This window comes from Klebsiella oxytoca, assembly GCF_009707385.1.
GTDB classification, from domain to species: domain Bacteria; phylum Pseudomonadota; class Gammaproteobacteria; order Enterobacterales; family Enterobacteriaceae; genus Klebsiella; species Klebsiella oxytoca_C.
Genome location: NZ_CP046115.1, coordinates 119669 through 138739, shown reverse-complemented (window position 1 = coordinate 138739; position 19071 = coordinate 119669). Strand labels below are relative to the sequence as shown.

The window sequence follows — 19071 nt, the reverse complement described above, 5'->3', positions numbered from 1 at the left end:
CCGCCCTTCGGCGGGCGTGTTCTTTTTAGCCCCACTGTTCACCCAAAAGATGTGCCTAATGGTGCGGCTGTCCCTGGAATGACTTGTAGGCATGCAATCATCAGTTCGAAGAATGAGCATTTACGCTATTCTGCAACAGGACAAAAAAGTCGTCGTCAATAAACTCGCCCAAAAGTTAGTAGTGACCAAAATGACCATCCGGCGGGGCGTATTTGCTAAGCAGTGCCGGCATCGAACCCAGCCTTAAGCCGAAACCAATGCAAAATTTTGATAAATAATCAAAATTTTCAGCGAGCACTGGCTAAAAAACCCCGCGCTAAAACAAACACCCCCTACCCTAATTCCGAACTTCACGCTTCTTCAGGCTGATTATCGTCAACGCCAGAACGATCAGCACAATGCCGACGCCTTCAACCATGCCCGGATTTTCCCCCAGTAACCACCAGGAAAACAGGACTCCGCAGACCGGCACCGCCAGGGTACTCAGTCCCGCCACGCTGGCGGGTAAATTACGCAACACAAAAAGCCAGAGACACCAGGCCAGCGCGGTAGCCAGAATCGCGCTATATCCCAGCGCCCAAAAAACCCCGGGCTGCCAGTCAATGCTGCGCTGCGGCACCAGCCACGCCACTGCGCTCATCACTATCGCGCCATACAGCATTTGCCAGGTGGTCAAGCCCAGTAAATCAACGCCTGGATAGCGAGCGTACATCCGTTTCACCACAATCGCACTGGCCCCCCAGCTTATCCCGGAGAGGATCGCCAGCAGCGCGCTTTTCATCGATGAAAAATCGAGCTGCCACGGTTGCAGTACCAGCAATAAACCGCAAGCCGCTACCCCGATGGCGGCATACTGTAACCGCCTCATGCGCTCGCCTAAAAATAGCGCCGCCATAATCACCACCCAAAACGGCATGGTATAGCTCAGAATAGCCACCTTTCCGGCTCCGCCGCTGACCAACGCCCACTGGGCAAGCCCAACCATTCCGCAGGTCTGCAGTAAGGCAATCGCCAGCGTGTAGCCGAACGGCGTTGGCCACATTCCGCGCCCGCGTAACAGCAACACGATTAGCAGCAAAGCTGCGCCAAAAATACAGCGCAGTGCGGTGAAATCGAACGCGCCGATATAGAGCGTTACCTGCTTCATCGCAATCCAGCTGTAGCTCCAGATAAGGGTCAGTACAATCAGGCCGCCGAAGGCCAAGGGGCTGTTTTTCCCTGCCATAGTTATCATCAAATCCATCATGAATATTTTGCGGGCACTATACTCGCTTTGCGGACAGGACGATAAACCAAAAGAAGCGGCGCCGAATGAGTTTTCGCCGCCGCAGAGAAAAAGAGAGGAAAATCTGAGGATTACTTACGCCGGACGCACGCCTAAAGTATGGCAAATCGCGTAGCTCATTTCCGCACGGTTAAGGGTATAGAAGTGGAAATCCTTCACCCCTTCGCGGCTTAAAATCTTCACCATATCCATCGCGATGTTCGCGCCCACCAGCTGCCGGGTTTCGGCGTCATTGTCCAGGCCTTCAAACATTTTTGCCATCCACGTCGGGATACGCACGTTGGTCATATCGGCAAATTTTTTCGCCTGCTTAAAATTAGAGACCGGCAGAATGCCCGGAATAATTTCGACGTCGATGCCGGCGGAGACGCAGCGGTCACGGAAACGCAGATAGCTTTCCACATCAAAGAAAAACTGAGTAATCGCGCGATTGGCCCCGGCTTCAACTTTACGCTTCAGGTTTAGCAGGTCAGCCTGTGCGCTTTTGGCCTCAGGATGAACTTCCGGATAAGCGGCGACGGATATATCAAAATCCCCGACCTCTTTCAGCAAAGTCACCAGGTCAGCTGCATACATGTCCGGTTTGCCGCTGCCCGGCGGCAGGTCACCCCGCAGCGCAACGATATGACGAATCCCGCTATCCCAGTAATCTTTGGCGATAGTACGCAGCTCGTCACGGCTGGCGTCAATACAGGTCAGATGCGGCGCAGCTTCCAGACCCGTGCGGTCCTTAATACCTTTGATAATGCTATGGGTGCGGTCACGTTCACCGGAATTAGCACCGTAGGTCACGGAGACAAACTTCGGCTTCAGGCTGCTCAGGCGATCGATGGATTTCCAGAGGGTTTGCTCCATTTCACTGGTGCGCGGCGGAAAGAATTCAAAGGATACATTAATCTGGCCCTGTACTTCCGCCAGGCTCTGATTCAGGGCTTCCCGCTGATTGGCGTGAAAAAAGCTCATACCTTACCTCATCAATCGCATTTTATTGTTTGTTGTATTGCGAACTTCTATACGTTTAGACGTCCAGATGTAAAAATGACGGAAAAGAGCACTGACGTCAATAGAAAAATCTGCGTAAAGAGTGAGGAATACTCAAACAAGATGAAAAAAATTCATCCAGAGTTCGCTCCCACCGCAGCATTCTCGACAAACGTTAGCAAAACCCGCCAGAACTCTCCGCACAAATTTGAAGCACTTCAAATAATCACAATTTCCTCTATCGGGTGGTGAAAATGAGGTTGCGCGTCTCTCAGGCATGTCTCACGATAAGTAGAACGTTCTACTACAACGTTCTACCTAACAAAAAATGACGCAATGTTGCGTTTTATTCGGGGGAAGTCAGCATGAGTCTGATATCAGGGTTCATTAAATCATTATCAAAGCTGTCGATGATTGGACGAGCATTAATGCTGCCAATTTCACTCCTGCCCGCGGCAGGCTTGCTGCTGGCTTTCGGCGATAAATTCCATCTACCGCTGATGATGAACGCCGGGGGGATTATCTTTGATAACCTGCCGATGTTATTCGCTATCGGTTCTGCTGTAGGTCTGGCATCGGAATCCGGCATCGCCGCGCTTTCCGCAGCCGTATCCGTTTTCGTCACTAATATCACCATCGGTACGGTGCTAAGCATTACGCCGGAAATGGCATCCCAGGGCGGAAAATACGCCATGGTGGTGGGTATTCCAACGCTCCAGATGGGGGTCTTTGGCGGGTTAATTTGCGGTATTCTCGCCGCCTGGTGCTATAACCGCTTTCACGCTATGCAATTGCCGGAATTCCTCGGCTTCTTTTCCGGTAAACGTTTCGTGGCAATCGCGACGGCCTTCCTGTCATTTATCCTCGGCCTGCTGCTACCGTATGTCTGGCAACATATTCAGTCGGGAATCGATACTTTATCGGTAATTATTAATGGCGATAACCAGGCCGTTTCGACCTTTATCTTCGGCCTTGTTGAACGTGCGTTAATTCCGCTGGGGCTGCACCATATCTGGTATCCCTCTTTCTGGTACTCTTTCGGCGACTTTACCACCCAGAGCGGTCAGGTGATCCACGGCGATCAGACTATCTGGTTCAAAATGCTGGAAGAAGGCGTGAAATCATTTAGCAGCAATAGCTATCAAAACGCTGGTAAATTCATGCAGGGCGAATTCCCGCTGATGCTGTTCGCATTGCCGGCGGCCTGCCTTGCGATGTATCACGAAGCCTATACTAAAAATAAGAAAATCGCGGCCGGTATTCTCTTCTCCGCCGCTCTGACCTGCTTCCTGACGGGGATTACTGAACCGGTAGAATTTACCTTTATCTTCGTCGCGCCGATTCTCTATGTTTTCAACGCTATCATGGCAGGCCTGTCCTATATGGCCATGTATCTGCTGCACGCCCATATTGCCAAGTCGTTTTCCGCAGGGCTTATCGACTATATTTCCTTTGGCATCCTGCCATCCATGAACGGCTATCAAACCAACTTCCTGAGCGCGGTGTTTGTTGGCGTGCCAATGGCGCTGATTTATTATTTCACCTTCCGTTTCGTCATCCGCCGCTTTGATGTTAAAACACCGGGCCGAACGGAAGTGACCGTCACCGCTGATGATAAAACCGATACCGAACTGGCGACTGAGATCATCAGCCTGCTTGGCGGCACCAGAAATATTGATTCCGTCGGCTCCTGCATCACCCGTCTGCGCCTGGAAGTTGCCCGGCGGGATGCTGTCGACAAAGATGGTCTGAACGGTATCGGCGCACGCGGAGTAGTCTTTGTCGGCGACCACGGTATCCAGATTATTTTTGGCGCCAGGGCACAATTTATTGCCCAAACCATGTCGGGGATGATTGGCAAATAAGCAGAAGCTGTTATCGTGAGGAAGATCGCTGGTCTCTGCAGGCGATCTTCTTCTATCTGACTGCCATAAAAGAATTTTTCAGGGAGAGATTTTGAAGAAAGTCAGCATCATTGATGTCGCTAAAATGGCAGGTGTTTCCGTCTCCACGGTCTCGCTGGTACTCCGCCAGAAAGGAAAGATTTCCGAAGCCACCATTGAAAAAGTCAATGCTGCTATTAATGAGCTTGGCTACGTTCATAACGTTGCCGCCGCTAACCTGCGTTCGAATACGTCCAATCTTATTGGCCTGATATTGCGCGATTTTAGCGACAGTTTCTCCATCAAAGTGATGGCCAGCATCGTGCAGGAGCTGGAAACGCAAGGCTACATGGTTTTCCTCGGCCAGCCGCGCGACGACGGCGAATATCTTGAGCGCTGTTTACTCTCCTTCAAACAGCAGGGCGTCGCGGGAGTGATTTATCTGGCCTCCGACGTCGCCACATTACCCGGCCCGCTGCTTGAGTATCCGCTTCCCCTGGTTATTGTTTCCCAGACGCCGCTGGTGGAAAGCTGCAACCAGGTTATCCGTGATAACCGCCAGGCGGCCAGCCTCGCCACCCGCTACTTAATCGAGCGCGGCCATCGCTATATTGCCTATATCGGTGGTCAGGCAAACGATCTTATTCGCCAGCAGCGCCTCCTGGGCTTTCGCTCCGCGCTCGAGAAATACGGTCTGACAATGCGCGAGGAGTTTATACCCGCCTGCAGTGATGATACCCAGGCCGCCAGCGTTGCAACCCGCCAGCTACTGGAGAAAAACAACGCCATCACCGCGCTGCTCTGCCACTCCCCGGATGCGATGATCGGCTGCCTGAGCGGGATTAATCAGGTGGGGAGGACCGTTGGTAAAGACGTCTTTCTTACCCAGCAGGTGGCGCTGGTCGGTTTTGAAGACATGATGCACGTAAATCTGACTTCCCCATCCTTTACCTACGTCTCTTCCGCGAGCGAAGAAACCGGGCGCCAGGCCGCCACTCTGATAACGCGCAAGATAAAAGAGCCAACCCAGCAAACGCAGTGTATTACCCTTTCCGGTCAGCTAGTCGCCAGAGAGTCCGCCTGACGCCAGCGAATCCAGCAGAGGAAGCCATTTTTGCACGGATTCAGCATGGTGAGACGCATATATGACGCCGATGCTTAGAGGCATTCTGGCTCCTTCGCGCAACGGACAGAAAACCACCCCCTGACGCTGGATAGCGGAAAATGATGCCGGCAGTAAGATCATTCCTTCCCCGCGCGCAATCCGCGCCAGCAGAACATCATGCTCTGCTGGCTCCTCTACGTAGGCCGGCATATATCCGGCCCGATCAAAAATGCGTCGCGTATAGTCAAAAAAATCCGGATTACGCTCGCGTTTAAACCAAAACAGCGGCCGATGATTGAGCGCGCTTAAGGTAAGCTCTGCCATGCCCGTCTCAGGCCAGGATGCAGGTAAGGCCGCAATTAGCGGCTCCTGATACGACAAAGGATACAGGTGAAGCCCTTCGGTATTAAGCGGCAGCGCGACCAGCGCCGCATCAAGTTTGCCTTTTCGTACCAGCTGGGCCAACGCCGGTGATGAGTGGCGAGTGATAGACAAAGCGCGGGAATACTCATCCAGGGCAGACTCAACGGCAGCAAAAACGCCTTGTTCGAAAGCCGTCGTCAGGCCCAGGCGTAGAGGCTGCTGCGCGTTTTCAGAGAGCTGACTCAAGGTTGCCAGAGTGCGATCCTGAAATTCCAGCAGCGGCTGAATGATATCCAGAACCCGCCTGCCTTCGTCGGTAAGAATCAGGCCTTTGGTATGGCGCAAAAATAGCGTCACCCCCAGCTGCGTTTCCAGATGGCGGATATGACGGCTCAGCGGCGGCTGCGAAATAAATAGCCGCTGCGCCGCCCGGCTGATGTTATTTTCCTCCGCAACCACGGCAAAGTAGCGCAGCAGGCGAATATCCAGAGAGTGTAAACGTGAATTTGTCATACTGAAAAGGTATCACGAAAAGGGTATTACTCAAGCCCGGTAAACTTCCCTAACCTTCCTCATCACGCATCATCACACTGAGGAAAACACTATGACAAGCGTTCGTTTTACCACCGGACAGGAAATGCTGCAGCGCGTGGATGGCAAAGGCGGGGATGCCGTCGTCAACAGTCTGAAGGATATCGCTCCCGATTTTGCCCGCTATCTGATTGAGTTCCCCTTCGGCGATATTTACGCCAGGCCAGGGCTCGATTTACGCAGCCGTGAAATAGCCACTATCGCCGCACTCACGGCTATGGGCAACGCCGCGCCGCAGCTAAAGGTGCATATCGCCGCCGGATTAAATGTCGGTCTGACGCAAGAGGAAATTACCGAAGTGATTATGCAGATGGCGGTGTATGCCGGATTCCCGGCGGCGCTAAATGGCCTGTTTGCCGCCAAAGAGGTTTTCGCGGCGCACTGAGATGAAAAGACCAGGCAGCGCCTGGTCTTTCAGGTGTAGTTACAGCAGCTGCGCCAGGCGGTTGATATCCGACTGAATCGCCCCGGCGGTCACATCGCGACCGGCACCCGGACCGCGGATCACCAGCGGATTATCACGATACCAGCGGCTCTCAATGGCGAAGACGTTATCACACGGTAGCAGCGCCGCCAGCGGATGCTCTTCGCGCACGGCTTCAACGCCAACGCGAGCTTTACCGTTAGCGTCAAAACGCGCCACATAGCGCAGCACCAGGCCCATTTCGCGCGCCGCTTCCAGGCGCTGTAGCATTTGATCGTTCAGCTCTTCGCCGTTCTCAAAGAAGTGATCGACCGACCCTTCCTCACAATGGGCGGGCACCAGCGATTCAACGCGCACCTGGTCCGGCTCGATGTCGTAACCCGCCTCGCGGGCCAGGATCACCAGCTTACGCATGACGTCTTTCCCGGAAAGATCGACGCGCGGGTCCGGTTCAGTCAACCCCTGCTGCCAGGCCTGATCGACCAGGTCAGTAAACGGCACGGTGCCGTCAAACTGCAGGAACAGCCATGAGAGAGTGCCGGAGAAAATTCCGCTCAGCGCCAGAATGGTATCGCCGCTATCAATTAAATCGCGCACCGTATGGTTGACCGGCAAACCGGCGCCGACGGTAGCGTTGTACAGCCAGTGGCGTCCGGTCTTCTCGAACGCATCGTGGATCTGGCGATATTTACTGCTGCTGCTGGCGCCAGCCAGCTTATTCGCGCTGATCACGTGGAAGCCGTGGCTGGCGAAATCAAGGTACTGATCGGCCAGCTCCTCGCTGGCGGTCACGTCCAGCACCACTAAATCATCGTACGGATGCGCGCGCATCCACAGGAATAGCGACTCCTCATCCTGCTCAACGGCTTCATCATTAAAGAACGCCAGCGCGCGACTGGCATCAAGACCTGCATAATTGAGCAAGCTCCGGCGGCTATCCACAACGCCGGCAAGGATAAACTCAAACCCGGTACGGGCTGAGAGCGTAGTCTGCTCGCGCGCGAACAGCTCCAGCCAACGGGAACCGATATTACCTTTGCCAAAAAGCACCAGACCAATGCGTTTTTCCGCGCGGAACAGCGACTGATGCAGGCCCTGAATAAGGCTCTCTGTCGGCCCGGTGCGCAGTAGCGCCACCAGGCTAATGCCCTCTTCTGATTGCCAGGTAAACTCTACCGGCTGGCCTTTCAGCTGCTGCCAGAAGCGATGACAGTGCAGCGGATTACGCGTCACGCCGGCACCAACCATCGCCACCAGCGCCAGCTTCTCACGCAGGCGCAGCTCGCCCGGCAGCCCGGCTTCGTCCAGCAGCTTCAGCGCGCTGTCGGCCACTTCAGAGGTATAGCAGAACTGCAGCAGCTTACGGTCAGCGTGTACGCCAACCGCCAGCGGCCGCAGCTGAGCGCGTTTTAAAATAGCGTCCAGCTCTTTATGCGCCAGTTTGAAATCCTGACCGCCGGGCACCTGGAACTCAATCAGGCAAACATCGTCATGGCTGGTGACAATGCGCGCACCGGTACCGGAAGCCAGCACGCGTTCGATGCGCGTCGAGCCCTGATCCGGGGTATAGCTACAGCGTAATTGCAAATCGATATCGCTGCCGGAGACCGGCTGCAGCGTGCGAGCATGCAGCACCGGCGCCGCCAGACGGGCCAGTTCGCTGGCTTCATCAAGACGCAACAGCGGCAGCAGACAGGCGTCTTTTACTTTACGCGGATCCGCGCTGTAAACCCCGGCTACGTCACTCCAGATAGTGACGCGAGACGCTCCGGCCAGCGCGCCAATTTGGGTCGCGGAATAGTCGGAACCGTTACGCCCCAGCAGGACGGTTTCCCCGGCGTTATTGCGCGAGATAAACCCGGTCACCACCAGCCGTTTGTTCGGATGCTGCGCTATCAGCTGCTGTAGAAGCGGATACGAAAGGCCCTCATCCACCTGCGGCTGCGCGGAGCGCTCAGCGCGTAAGAAGCTACGCGCATCGAGCCAGGCGGCTTCTACGCCAAGATGATTCAGCACCGCCGCCATCAGGCGGGCTGACCAGACTTCACCGTGGCCGACGACTTCGGCGTATACCGCATCCGACACGCCGCCGTCCAGCAGTCCGGCCAGGCGTTCGAGATCCTGGATAAATAAGGCGATAAGCGTATCGGCAGCGTCGGGCGACAGCAGCCCGGAAATCAGCTCCATCTGATAACGACGAAGCGACTGTTGCACCTGATGCGCAGAAAGGCGATCGGTCTGACTGAGCTTCAGCCAGTTGATCAACTGATTGGTGGTACTGCCTGCGGCAGAGACGACCATCATGTCGCCCGCCTGCGAATACTCCGTCATGATCCCCGCGACGCGCAGGTAACATTTCGCATCCGCTAAACTACTCCCACCAAATTTGTGCAGCTGACGACCCTTCGCCCCTGCCTGCGCAATCACACTCATGTTTATTCCTCGTTTGCTGCCCGGAAGCCATTTTCCAGGTCGGCAATTAAATCTTCACCATCTTCAATACCGGTCGAAATACGCAGAAGGGTCTCTGAGATCCCGGCTGCCGCACGCGCTTCGGGTAACATGCCCGCATGGGTCATCGTGGCGGCATGGGAAATCAGACTTTCAACGCCCCCCAGCGATTCCGCCAGCGTAAACAGCGATAGCCCACTCAGGAAGCGACGCAGCGTCTGCTCATCGCCATCCAGCTCGAAGCTTAGCATCGCCCCAAAACCTTTTTGCTGACGTGCCGCAATCTCATGCCCCTGGTTTTCCGGCAGAGACGGATGGTACAGTTTTTTCACCAGCGGCTGAGTCTTCAGATAGTCGACAATCGCCAGCGCGTTGCGCTGAGCCACTTCCATACGCGGTGAAAGCGTACGCAGGCCGCGTAGCAGCAGATAGCTATCAAACGCCCCGCCGGTGACGCCGATATTATTCGCCCACCATGCCAGTTCGGTGACAGTCGCCGGATCTTTGGCAATAACCGCCCCGGCCACCACATCAGAATGACCGTTCAAATATTTAGTGCATGAATGCAACACCAGATCGGCTCCCAGCGCCAGTGGATTCTGCAAAGCCGGGCTCAGAAAGGTGTTATCGACCACGCTGACCGCTCCAGCCTCACGTGCCAGACGGCAGATTTTCGCAATATCCACAACTCTCAGCAATGGATTACTTGGGCTTTCGACCAGAACCAGCTTTGGTTTTTCCGCCAGCGCGGCGCTCAGCGCCTGCTCATCGCTCTGATCGACAAACAGCACGCGATAGCAGCCGCGCTTCGCCAGGCTATCAAACAGGCGGTAGCTGCCGCCGTAGCAATCGTGCGGCGCCACCAGCAGATCGCCCGGTTTCAGGAATACGGTAGTGACCAGCAAAATTGCCGACATGCCGGTATTGGTCAGAACCGCCCCCGCGCCGCCCTCCAGCTCAGCCAGCGCACGCTGCACGACATCACGAGTCGGGTTACCGCGGCGAGAGTAGTCGTGGGCGCGTGGTTCGTTAAATCCGGTGAAGTTATAGGTGCTGGAGAGATGTATTGGCGGGACAACGCAACCGTACTGCTCGTCGTCATTTAAACCGCTACGCACTGCGATGGTGGCCTGTTTACGCGTCATGTTGGGGAGTTCCTGGGCTCAATCAGTGAAAAGTCTGACGTCAGAGTAAACATTGTCACAATAGACGTCAATACATCTGGACATCTAAACTTCTTTGCGTATAGATTGAGCAAACTGAAAATAGCCGTTAAAATTATATGCATTAGCGCGCATCCGTAGCGGCTTATATTCTAAATAATTCGAGTTGCAGACAGGCGGCAAAGGAGTGAAATTCCAGGAGCTAAAAGCAATAGCGATCGGGGTGAACCAGTGCAGCCAACGCTCATGCAGCTTATGAAGTATGACGAGTATCTGATGTCAGATGCGCCCCTCTACGGTAAACTACGCGCAATTATGGCCGGGACCCACGTTCAGGCTCTTAACTAATGAACAGAGGATTAAAGGTAACTCATGGCTGAATGGAGCGGCGAATATATCAGCCCATACGCTGAGCACGGTAAGAAGAGTGAGCAAGTAAAAAAAATTACGGTTTCCATTCCTCTGAAGGTGTTAAAAATCCTCACCGATGAACGCACGCGTCGTCAGGTGAACAACCTGCGTCACGCAACCAACAGCGAGCTGCTGTGCGAAGCGTTCCTGCACGCCTTTACCGGTCAACCGTTGCCTAACGATGAAGACCTGCGTAAAGAGCGCAGCGATGAAATCCCGGAAGCGGCAAAAGAAATTATGCGCGAGCTGGGCATCGACCCGGATACCTGGGAATACTAAGACCATAAAAAAGGGCAGAAGAAATCTTCTGCCCTTTTTTCCCCGCGTTGAGCGCGAGAGAAACAAAAAAGCCGCCCTGAGGCGGCTTCTTCAGCAAATTACTTGCTGGTACCCGGTACGCTGAAGCGCTTGTTGAAGCGGTCAACACGACCACCGGTAGCAACATCACGCTGTTTGCCAGTGTAGAACGGGTGGCATTTACCGCACACGTCGAGGTTCAGGTCGTGACCTACGGTAGAACGGATTTTCATGACGTTACCGCAAGAGCAGGAAGCAGTAACTTCTTCGTATTTCGGATGAATATCTTTTTTCATGGGAGAACCTCAGTTAAGGCCGCGTCGCTCTTCCAGCCCTAACGCCAGACACCACGCGATGTTAATAATTCCCGGGAATTCCCGGGTAATAGATTTTGATGCAGCACAAAGCGCATCAAAGGCGGCGAATCATACAGAATTTGACCAGCATATGCAAACTGATCCGCGAGCCCTTATCACAATGTGTATACTAACCCGCCAGATTTCAAGTCAGGAAGATTAAATGCCCGTCGCTCACGTTGCCCTGCCCGTTCCGCTGCCCCGAACTTTTGACTATGTGCTGCCTGCGGGCATGTCGGTCAAAGCGGGCTGCCGCGTGCGCGTTCCGTTCGGCAAACAGGAGCGGATAGGCATAGTGGTATCGGTCAGCGAGCACAGCGAACTGCCGCTCGACGAGCTCAAACCGGTTGCGGAAGCTCTCGACGCTGAACCCGTTTTTTCCTCTTCGGTCTGGCGGCTGCTGCTATGGGCGGCGGACTACTACCATCATCCCATCGGCGATGTGCTGTTTCACGCGCTGCCGATAATGTTACGCCAGGGGAAACCCGCCAGCGCGGCGCCAATGTGGTACTGGTTTGCCACTGAACAAGGGCAAGCGGTTGATATCAACAGCCTTAAGCGCTCCCCCAAACAACAGCAGGCGCTGGCGGCCCTGCGCCAGGGAAAAATATGGCGTCATCAGGTTGCCGAACTGGAATTTAACGACGCCGCTCTACAGGCACTGCGCGGTAAAGGTCTCGCCGAACTGGCCAGCGAGGCGCCCACGATCGCCGACTGGCGTACAGGCTTCTCGGTGCCCGTCGAGCGCCTGCGGCTTAATACTGAACAGGCGACCGCAGTTGGCGCGATTCACAGCGCCTCGGACAGTTTTTCCGCCTGGCTGCTGGCCGGGATCACCGGCTCCGGGAAAACGGAAGTTTACCTCAGCGTTCTGGAAAACGTGCTGGCGCAGGGCCGTCAGGCGCTGGTGATGGTGCCGGAAATCGGCCTGACTCCGCAGACTATCGCCCGTTTTCGCCACCGTTTTAACGCCCCGGTAGAAGTGCTGCACTCCGGACTGAACGACAGCGAACGCCTCTCGGCGTGGCTTAAAGCCAAAAATGGCGAAGCGGCAATTGTGATCGGTACCCGCTCATCGCTGTTTACCCCGTTTAAAGACCTCGGTGTGATCGTTATCGACGAAGAGCACGACAGCTCCTACAAACAGCAGGAAGGATGGCGCTATCACGCCCGCGACCTGGCGGTCTGGCGCGCCCATAGCGAGCAAATCCCGATCATTCTCGGCTCGGCGACTCCGGCGCTGGAGACGCTGCATAACGTACGTCAGGGCAAGTATCGCCAGCTGAAGCTGACTAAACGGGCGGGCAATGCGCGTCCGGCTCAGCAGCATGTTCTGGATTTAAAAGGCCAACAGCTGCAGGCCGGACTTTCACCGGCGCTGATTGGCCGCATGCGCCAGCATCTGCAGGCCGACAATCAGGTGATCCTGTTTCTGAACCGCCGCGGCTTTGCGCCGGCCCTGCTGTGTCATGACTGCGGCTGGATAGCGGAATGTCCACGCTGCGACAGCTACTACACGCTGCATCAGGCTCAGCACCATTTGCGCTGCCACCACTGCGACAGCCAGCGCCCGATTCCGCGCCAGTGCCCTTCGTGCGGATCGACGCATCTGGTGCCGGTCGGTTTGGGAACTGAACAGCTTGAGCAAGCGCTGGGACCGCTGTTTCCCGGTATTCCTATTTCCCGTATCGACAGAGACACGACCAGCCGCAAAGGCGCGCTTGAGCAATATCTTGCTGACGTCAACCGCGGCGGCGCGCGCATTCTGATCGGCACCCAAATGCTGGCGAAGGGGCACCACTTTCCGGATGTCACTCTGGTTTCGCTACTGGACGTTGACGGCGCGCTGTTTTCCGCCGATTTTCGCTCAGCGGAACGCTTCGCCCAGCTCTACACGCAGGTTTCTGGCCGCGCGGGCCGCGCGGGCAAACAGGGCGAGGTGATCCTGCAGACCCACCATCCTGAGCACCCGCTACTGCAAACATTGCTCTATAAAGGATACGACGCGTTTGCCGAGCAGGCGCTGGCTGAGCGGCAAAGCATGCAGTTACCGCCGTGGACCAGCCACGTGCTGATCCGCGCCGAAGATCATAACAACCAGCAGGCGCCGCTCTTTTTACAGCAGCTGCGTAATCTACTACAGGCCAGCCCGCTGGCTGACAATAAGCTCTGGGTTCTCGGCCCGGTCCCGGCACTAGCGCCAAAGCGCGGGGGCCGCTGGCGCTGGCAAATACTCCTGCAGCATCCGTCGCGCATTCAGCTACAGCACATCGTCAGCGCAACGCTGGCGTTGATTAACACGCTGCCGGAAGCGCGAAAAGTGAAGTGGGTTCTGGATGTCGATCCTATTGAAGGTTAAGGCTTCTCTTGCGAGGCGGATCGAAAAATTCAACCGTCATCACGTTTTTCATGAAAATTCTGTAACTCTCTGGATGTACTATCTGTTAAAAATGTTGCTGATGTCAGAACGCCAGGGATGTGTCTGCGCCAGTCAGCGAGGAGAAATCAGGTGAAGCCCAAAAAACAGGTCGTTGCCGCCACTATGAAAGACGTTGCCGAAAAGGCAAACGTTTCTACGGCAACCGTATCCCGAGCGTTAATGAACCCCGATAAGGTTTCGCAGAGTACCCGTAACCGGGTTGAGCAGGCCGCGCTTGAAGTCGGCTATTTGCCGCAATCGCTCGGACGCAACATGAAACGCAACGAGTCGCGCACCATTCTGGTCATTGTCCCGGATATCTGCGACCCCTTCTTCAGCGAGATTATTCGTGGTATTGAAGTCACCGCGGCGGAGCAGGAATATCTGGTGCTGATAGGCGATTGCGCCCACCAGAACCGTCAGGAAAAGACCTTCATTGACCTTATCATCACCAAGCAGATCGACGGCATGCTGCTGCTGGGCTCCCGTTTACCTTTCGATGCGGGCGTGGAAGAGCAGCGCAATCTCCCGCCAATGGTCATGGCCAATGAATTCGCTCCTGAACTTGAGCTGCCGACGGTGCATATCGATAACCTTACCGCCGCATTTAACGCCGTTAACTATCTGCACGAGCTTGGGCACCGGCGTATCGGCTGTATTGCAGGCCCGGAAGAGATGCCGCTGTGCCATTACCGCCTGCAGGGCTATGTCCAGGCGCTACGTCGTAGCGGGATAACCGTCGAACCGAACTATATCGCCCGCGGCAATTTTACCTACGAGGCCGGCGCCAACGCGCTGGAACAGCTTCTGGCGCTACCGGTACCTCCGACGGCGGTTTTCTGTCACAGCGATATCATGGCGCTGGGCGCATTATCGCTGGCGAAGCGTCGCGGCCTGAAAGTTCCTGAAGATCTGTCTATTATTGGTTTTGATAACATCTCTTTGTCTGAATTTTGCGATCCGCCATTGACGACCGTCGCGCAACCACGTTTTGATATTGGCCGCGAAGCAATGCTGCTTTTGCTGGATCAACTGCAAGGTCAAAACGTCAGCAGCGGGTCACGATTACTCGACTGTGAGCTTATCGTTCGTGGCAGTACGCGCAAAATCCGAACATAACCATCAGGCTTTCGGGCCTGCTCTTCTGGTCAAAGCCCCGCCGCTTAAGTAACATGGCGGGCTGAAAACGAATAAGACAGCGAAACGATAGTGGCACAACGAGATTATGTACGCCGCAGCCAACCGGCTTCTTCGCGGCGCAAAAAGAGCAATACCCGAAGCTCAAGGAACAAGCAAGGCGGCCTTTCGGCGGTCTCACCTGCTATGGTTGCGATCGCAGCGGCAGTGCTGGTGGCCTTTATCGGTGGGCTGTACTTCATTACGCACCACAAGAAAGAAGAAGCTGAAGCGCTGCAAAACCGCCAGGTCGCGGGCAACGGTCTGCCGCCGAAGCCGGAAGAGCGCTGGCGCTATATTAAAGAGCTGGAAAGCCGCCAGCCAGGCGTACGCGCGCCTACTGAACCCACAGCAGGCGGCGAGGTCATGAAGCCGGAACAGCTGACGGACGAGCAGCGCCAGCTGCTGGCGCAAATGCAGGCAGATATGCGTCAGCAGCCCACGCAGCTGACCGAAGTGCCGTGGAATGAACAAACTCCGGCTCAACGCCAGCAGACATTACAACGTCAGCGGTTAGCTCAACAGCAGGTGCAGCAGCAACAGTTAGCCCAGGCCCAGCAGCAGACGCAGGTACAGCAACCGCGAACCCAACCTCGAGCCGCGGAGCAACCTAAACCGGCGCCGCAGCAGCCAAAGCAAACGGCTTCGAATCAGCAGCCGTATCAGGATCTGCTGCAAACGCCTGCGCATAACAATACCGCGCAGCCTAAAACCCAGGCCGCCGCGCCGGTAGCCCGCGTTGAAGAAGCGCCAAAAACCGCCGCGGCGGAGAAAAAAGACGATCGCAGCTGGATGATCCAGTGTGGCTCCTTTAAAGGCGCTGAGCAGGCAGAGACCGTTCGTGCGCAGCTGGCGTTTGAAGGCTTTGCCTCGCATATCACCACCAATAACGGCTGGAATCGCGTAGTCATTGGGCCGCTCAAAGGCAAAGAAAACGCCAGCAATATGATTGAACGGCTGAAGATGGCCGGGCACGCAAACTGCATCCGTCTCGCCGCCAGGGGTTGAAACCCTTAAAATCCCCCCCATTTATAATTGCATTCTGCCCCGCGTACAGCGCGGGGCCTCTATTCCGCTTTGCAACCAAGGGGTCTGCTCGTGACTACAATTGTAAGTGTTCGCCGTAACGGCCATGTCGTTATTGCCGGTGATGGCCAGGCCACGCTGGGCAATACCGTAATGAAAGGCAACGTGAAAAAAGTGCGCCGCCTGTACAACGACAAAGTGATCGCAGGCTTTGCGGGCGGTACTGCCGACGCCTTCACGCTGTTCGAACTGTTTGAACGCAAGCTGGAAATGCACCAGGGCCACCTGGTGAAAGCCGCCGTTGAGCTGGCGAAAGACTGGCGTACCGACCGCATGCTGCGCAAGCTGGAAGCCTTGCTGGCCGTGGCTGATGAAAATGCATCGCTTATCATTACCGGTAACGGCGACGTGGTGCAGCCAGAAAATGATTTGATTGCTATCGGCTCCGGCGGTCCTTACGCCCAGGCAGCGGCTCGCGCCCTGCTGGAAAATACCGATATGGGCGCACGCGATATCGCAGAGAAAGCGTTGAATATTGCAGGTGATATCTGCATATATACCAACCATTTCCATACCATCGAAGAATTGACCTCCAAAGCGTAAGGATCTCCTATGTCTGAAATGACCCCACGCGAAATTGTCAGCGAACTGGACAAACATATTATCGGCCAGGACGCAGCCAAGCGCTCCGTCGCCATCGCTCTGCGTAACCGCTGGCGTCGTATGCAGCTCAACGAAGAGCTGCGTCATGAAGTTACGCCAAAAAACATTCTGATGATCGGCCCGACCGGCGTCGGTAAAACGGAAATCGCGCGTCGTCTGGCCAAGCTCGCCAACGCGCCGTTCATCAAGGTCGAAGCGACTAAGTTCACCGAAGTGGGCTATGTTGGTAAGGAAGTGGATTCGATTATCCGCGATCTGACCGATGCAGCGATCAAAATGGTGCGCATGCAGTCCATTGACAAAAACCGCTATCGCGCGGAAGAGCTGGCGGAAGAGCGCATTCTCGACGTGCTGATCCCACCGGCGAAAAACAACTGGGGCCAGGCTGAACAGCCTCAGGAACCGTCCGCCGCGCGCCAGTCTTTCCGTAAAAAACTGCGCGAAGGCCAGCTCGACGACAAAGAGATTGAGATCGATCTCGCTGCTGCGCCGATGGGCGTTGAAATCATGTCCCCTCCGGGCATGGAAGAGATGACCAGCCAGCTGCAGTCTATGTTCCAGAATCTGGGCGGGCAGAAGCAAAAACCGCGTAAGCTGAAAATCAAAGACGCGATGAAGCTGCTGATTGAAGAAGAAGCGGCGAAGCTGGTCAACCCGGAAGAGCTTAAGCAGGACGCCATCGACGCCGTTGAGCAGCACGGTATCGTGTTTATCGACGAAATCGACAAAATCTGTAAGCGCGGCGGCAACTCCTCCGGCCCTGATGTCTCGCGTGAAGGCGTACAGCGCGACCTGCTGCCGCTGGTTGAAGGCTGCACTGTCTCTACCAAGCACGGCATGGTGAAAACCGATCACATTCTGTTTATCGCCTCCGGCGCGTTCCAGGTAGCCAGCCCGTCCGACCTGATCCCGGAACTGCAGGGTCGTCTGCCGATTCGCGTTGAGCTGAAAGCGCTGACTACCCACGACTTTGAGCGCATCCTGACCGAGCCGAACGCTTCTATTACCGTGCAGTATAAAGCGCTGATGGCCACCGAAGGCGTGAATATCGAGTTCACGGATGACGGTATCAAGCGCATCGCTCAGGCCGCATGGCAGGTCAACGAAACGACCGAAAACATTGGTGCGCGTCGTTTACACACCGTACTGGAGCGTCTGATCGAAGACATCTCCTACGATGCCAGCGAAATGAACGGCCAAACCGTTACCATCGATGCAGAATATGTTGGTAAACATCTGGATGTGCTGGTGGCAGATGAAGATCTGAGCCGTTTTATCTTATAATCCGGTTAAATATATTTTCATCACTATAGATGGGGCTATAGATACACGAAATCATTCAAGCTGCATCAAGGTGGCAAGCCTTAGAATCCCCGGGAGCTTACTGACGTAAGAGCCTGGGGTGAACAAGCGTAGCCAGCGCACCTGCAGCTTGATGTATGACGGGTATAGCTCCATTTTTTATTGGCCGGAACCCATGACTGAACACCCTATCACTCGCACTCAGGCCTGGCTGGAAAGCCTGCGCCCCAAAACGTTGCCTCTGGCCTTCGCCGCGATTATTGTCGGCTCCGCGCTCGCCTGGCATCAGGGCAGTTTCGATCCCTGGGTTGCCCTGCTGGCCATCATTACCGCCGGCTTACTACAAATCCTTTCCAATCTGGCCAACGATTACGGAGACGCGGTTAAAGGCAGCGACAAGCCTGACCGGATCGGTCCCCTGCGCGGTATGCAGAAAGGGGTTATCACTCAGGAGCAGATGAAGCGTGCGTTGATTCTGACCGTGGTGCTGATTTGCCTCTCCGGCCTGGCGCTGCTGTTCTCAGCCTGGCAAACCATGGCTGATTTTATCGGTTTCATGGTTCTCGGCGGGCTATCCATCTTTGCCGCTATTACCTATACCGTCGGTACCCGCCCTTACGGTTATATCGGCCTTGGCGATATCTCCGTGCTGATTTTCTTCGGCTGGCTTAGCGTCGTCGGAAGCTGGTATCTTCAGGCGCATAGCGTTGAAGCAGTCATTTTCTTACCCGCCACCGCCTGCGGCCTGCTGGCTACGGCAGTGCTGAATATTAACAACCTGCGCGATATTGACAGCGACCGTGAAAATGGCAAAAACACGCTGGCCGTGCGCCTGGGTCCGGTTAACGCTCGTCGTTACCATGCCTGCCTGCTGATCGGCGCTCTGCTTTGCCTGGCGCTGTTTAACCTTATTTCGCTGCATAATCCCTGGGGCTGGCTCTTCCTGCTGGCTACGCCGCTGCTGGTTAAGCAGGCGCGCTATGTTCTGCGTGAGCTCGACCCCGTCGCCATGCGGCCGATGCTGGAAAGAACGGTTAAAGGGGCGCTGTTAACCAACCTGCTGTTTGTTATCGGAATTATTTGCAGCGGGCTGGCTGGTTAACTGACAAATATCAATTAACAATTGATGATTTTGCCAACAGCACGATTCACGAGATATACTGAAAATTCTCGCA

17 protein-coding genes are annotated in these 19071 nt (G+C 55.3%); 11 read left to right on the top strand and 6 right to left on the bottom strand.

The annotated features are described in order from the left end of the window. Positions 1-91: 91 nt before the first annotated feature. Positions 92-247 (top strand): DeoR family transcriptional regulator, encoded by a 156-nt coding sequence (locus tag GJ746_RS00655; RefSeq protein WP_227852731.1) that lies wholly within the window; start codon positions 92-94, stop codon positions 245-247. Between the two features lie 90 nt (positions 248-337). Here the strand turns inward: GJ746_RS00655 and GJ746_RS00650 are convergent, their stop codons facing one another. After that, positions 338-1225 carry a DMT family transporter gene (locus GJ746_RS00650; RefSeq protein WP_195908834.1) on the bottom strand — a complete coding sequence of 296 codons (888 nt, stop codon included), beginning with the start codon at positions 1223-1225 and terminating at the stop codon, positions 338-340. Between the two features lie 135 nt (positions 1226-1360). After that, positions 1361-2248 carry a methylenetetrahydrofolate reductase gene (gene metF / locus GJ746_RS00645; RefSeq protein WP_154678494.1) on the bottom strand — a complete coding sequence of 296 codons (888 nt, stop codon included), beginning with the start codon at positions 2246-2248 and terminating at the stop codon, positions 1361-1363. A gap of 383 nt (positions 2249-2631) precedes the next feature. On the opposite strand from metF, the gene GJ746_RS00640 reads away from it, so the two are divergent. Further along, a complete protein-coding gene (locus tag GJ746_RS00640; RefSeq protein ID WP_154678493.1) occupies positions 2632-4131 on the top strand; it encodes a PTS transporter subunit EIIC in 1500 nt (499 codons plus the stop codon). 91 nt (positions 4132-4222) lie between these two features. Further along, positions 4223-5233 (top strand): Mal regulon transcriptional regulator MalI, encoded by a 1011-nt coding sequence (gene malI / locus GJ746_RS00635; protein WP_154678492.1) that lies wholly within the window; start codon positions 4223-4225, stop codon positions 5231-5233. Here the strand turns inward: malI and GJ746_RS00630 are convergent. Further along, positions 5210-6130, bottom strand: coding sequence for a LysR family transcriptional regulator (locus GJ746_RS00630; RefSeq protein ID WP_154678491.1), 921 nt, complete (start codon positions 6128-6130; stop codon positions 5210-5212). The genes malI and GJ746_RS00630 overlap by 24 nt on opposite strands. Before the next feature lie 91 nt (positions 6131-6221). On the opposite strand from GJ746_RS00630, the gene GJ746_RS00625 reads away from it, so the two are divergent. Continuing rightward, the gene (locus GJ746_RS00625; protein ID WP_154678490.1) at positions 6222-6593 is read left to right on the top strand and encodes a carboxymuconolactone decarboxylase family protein; all 372 of its coding nucleotides are present in this window, start codon (positions 6222-6224) and stop codon (positions 6591-6593) included. A 39-nt stretch (positions 6594-6632) separates the two neighbouring features. Here GJ746_RS00625 and GJ746_RS00620 read toward each other — a convergent pair whose 3' ends face one another. Together GJ746_RS00620 and metB are read right to left on the bottom strand one after the other, a co-directional pair. After that, positions 6633-9065, bottom strand: coding sequence for a bifunctional aspartate kinase/homoserine dehydrogenase II (locus GJ746_RS00620; protein ID WP_154678489.1), 2433 nt, complete (start codon positions 9063-9065; stop codon positions 6633-6635). 2 nt (positions 9066-9067) lie between these two features. Then, positions 9068-10228: a cystathionine gamma-synthase gene (gene metB / locus GJ746_RS00615; RefSeq protein ID WP_154678488.1), complete on the bottom strand. Its 1161-nt coding sequence runs from the start codon at positions 10226-10228 to the stop codon at positions 9068-9070. 390 nt (positions 10229-10618) lie between these two features. Here metB and metJ point away from each other — a divergent pair, with 390 nt between their 5' ends. Then, a complete protein-coding gene (gene metJ / locus GJ746_RS00610; protein WP_004107547.1) occupies positions 10619-10936 on the top strand; it encodes a met regulon transcriptional regulator MetJ in 318 nt (105 codons plus the stop codon). A 98-nt stretch (positions 10937-11034) separates the two neighbouring features. Here the strand turns inward: metJ and rpmE are convergent, their stop codons facing one another. After that, positions 11035-11250, bottom strand: coding sequence for a 50S ribosomal protein L31 (gene rpmE, locus GJ746_RS00605; protein ID WP_004107543.1), 216 nt, complete (start codon positions 11248-11250; stop codon positions 11035-11037). A gap of 223 nt (positions 11251-11473) precedes the next feature. Here rpmE and priA point away from each other — a divergent pair, with 223 nt between their 5' ends. The 6 genes from priA to menA all read left to right on the top strand — a co-directional run bounded on the left by priA (position 11474) and on the right by menA (position 18998). After that, positions 11474-13669: a primosomal protein N' gene (priA, locus tag GJ746_RS00600; RefSeq protein WP_154678487.1), complete on the top strand. Its 2196-nt coding sequence runs from the start codon at positions 11474-11476 to the stop codon at positions 13667-13669. Between the two features lie 150 nt (positions 13670-13819). Further along, complete coding sequence (cytR, locus tag GJ746_RS00595) at positions 13820-14848, top strand: DNA-binding transcriptional regulator CytR (RefSeq protein WP_154678486.1); 1029 nt, start codon at positions 13820-13822, stop codon at positions 14846-14848. Between the two features lie 90 nt (positions 14849-14938). Next, positions 14939-15913 (top strand): cell division protein FtsN, encoded by a 975-nt coding sequence (ftsN, locus tag GJ746_RS00590; RefSeq protein ID WP_154678485.1) that lies wholly within the window; start codon positions 14939-14941, stop codon positions 15911-15913. Positions 15914-16003: 90 nt separating this feature from the next. Beyond that, positions 16004-16534 (top strand): ATP-dependent protease subunit HslV, encoded by a 531-nt coding sequence (gene hslV / locus GJ746_RS00585; RefSeq protein ID WP_139537292.1) that lies wholly within the window; start codon positions 16004-16006, stop codon positions 16532-16534. 9 nt (positions 16535-16543) lie between these two features. Next, positions 16544-17878, top strand: a complete 1335-nt coding sequence (gene hslU / locus GJ746_RS00580; protein WP_004107529.1) for an HslU--HslV peptidase ATPase subunit — start codon at positions 16544-16546, stop codon at positions 17876-17878. Between the two features lie 193 nt (positions 17879-18071). Further along, complete coding sequence (menA, locus tag GJ746_RS00575) at positions 18072-18998, top strand: 1,4-dihydroxy-2-naphthoate polyprenyltransferase (RefSeq protein WP_154678484.1); 927 nt, start codon at positions 18072-18074, stop codon at positions 18996-18998. Positions 18999-19071 lie beyond the last annotated feature (73 nt).

Excerpts from the sequence above, each read along its gene's own strand:
- GJ746_RS00630 (WP_154678491.1), bottom strand. The coding sequence starts at position 6,130 with ATGACAAATTCACGTTTACACTCTCTGGATATTCGCCTGCTGCGCTAC.
- metF (WP_154678494.1), bottom strand. The coding sequence starts at position 2,248 with ATGAGCTTTTTTCACGCCAATCAGCGGGAAGCCCTGAATCAGAGCCTG.
- GJ746_RS00625 (WP_154678490.1), top strand. The coding sequence starts at position 6,222 with ATGACAAGCGTTCGTTTTACCACCGGACAGGAAATGCTGCAGCGCGTG.
- metB (WP_154678488.1), bottom strand. The coding sequence starts at position 10,228 with ATGACGCGTAAACAGGCCACCATCGCAGTGCGTAGCGGTTTAAATGAC.
- GJ746_RS00620 (WP_154678489.1), bottom strand. The coding sequence starts at position 9,065 with ATGAGTGTGATTGCGCAGGCAGGGGCGAAGGGTCGTCAGCTGCACAAA.
- rpmE (WP_004107543.1), bottom strand. The coding sequence starts at position 11,250 with ATGAAAAAAGATATTCATCCGAAATACGAAGAAGTTACTGCTTCCTGC.
- priA (WP_154678487.1), top strand. The coding sequence starts at position 11,474 with ATGCCCGTCGCTCACGTTGCCCTGCCCGTTCCGCTGCCCCGAACTTTT.
- GJ746_RS00655 (WP_227852731.1), top strand. The coding sequence starts at position 92 with ATGCAATCATCAGTTCGAAGAATGAGCATTTACGCTATTCTGCAACAG.
- GJ746_RS00650 (WP_195908834.1), bottom strand. The coding sequence starts at position 1,225 with ATGGCAGGGAAAAACAGCCCCTTGGCCTTCGGCGGCCTGATTGTACTG.
- GJ746_RS00640 (WP_154678493.1), top strand. The coding sequence starts at position 2,632 with ATGAGTCTGATATCAGGGTTCATTAAATCATTATCAAAGCTGTCGATG.
- menA (WP_154678484.1), top strand. The coding sequence starts at position 18,072 with ATGACTGAACACCCTATCACTCGCACTCAGGCCTGGCTGGAAAGCCTG.
- hslU (WP_004107529.1), top strand. The coding sequence starts at position 16,544 with ATGTCTGAAATGACCCCACGCGAAATTGTCAGCGAACTGGACAAACAT.
- metJ (WP_004107547.1), top strand. The coding sequence starts at position 10,619 with ATGGCTGAATGGAGCGGCGAATATATCAGCCCATACGCTGAGCACGGT.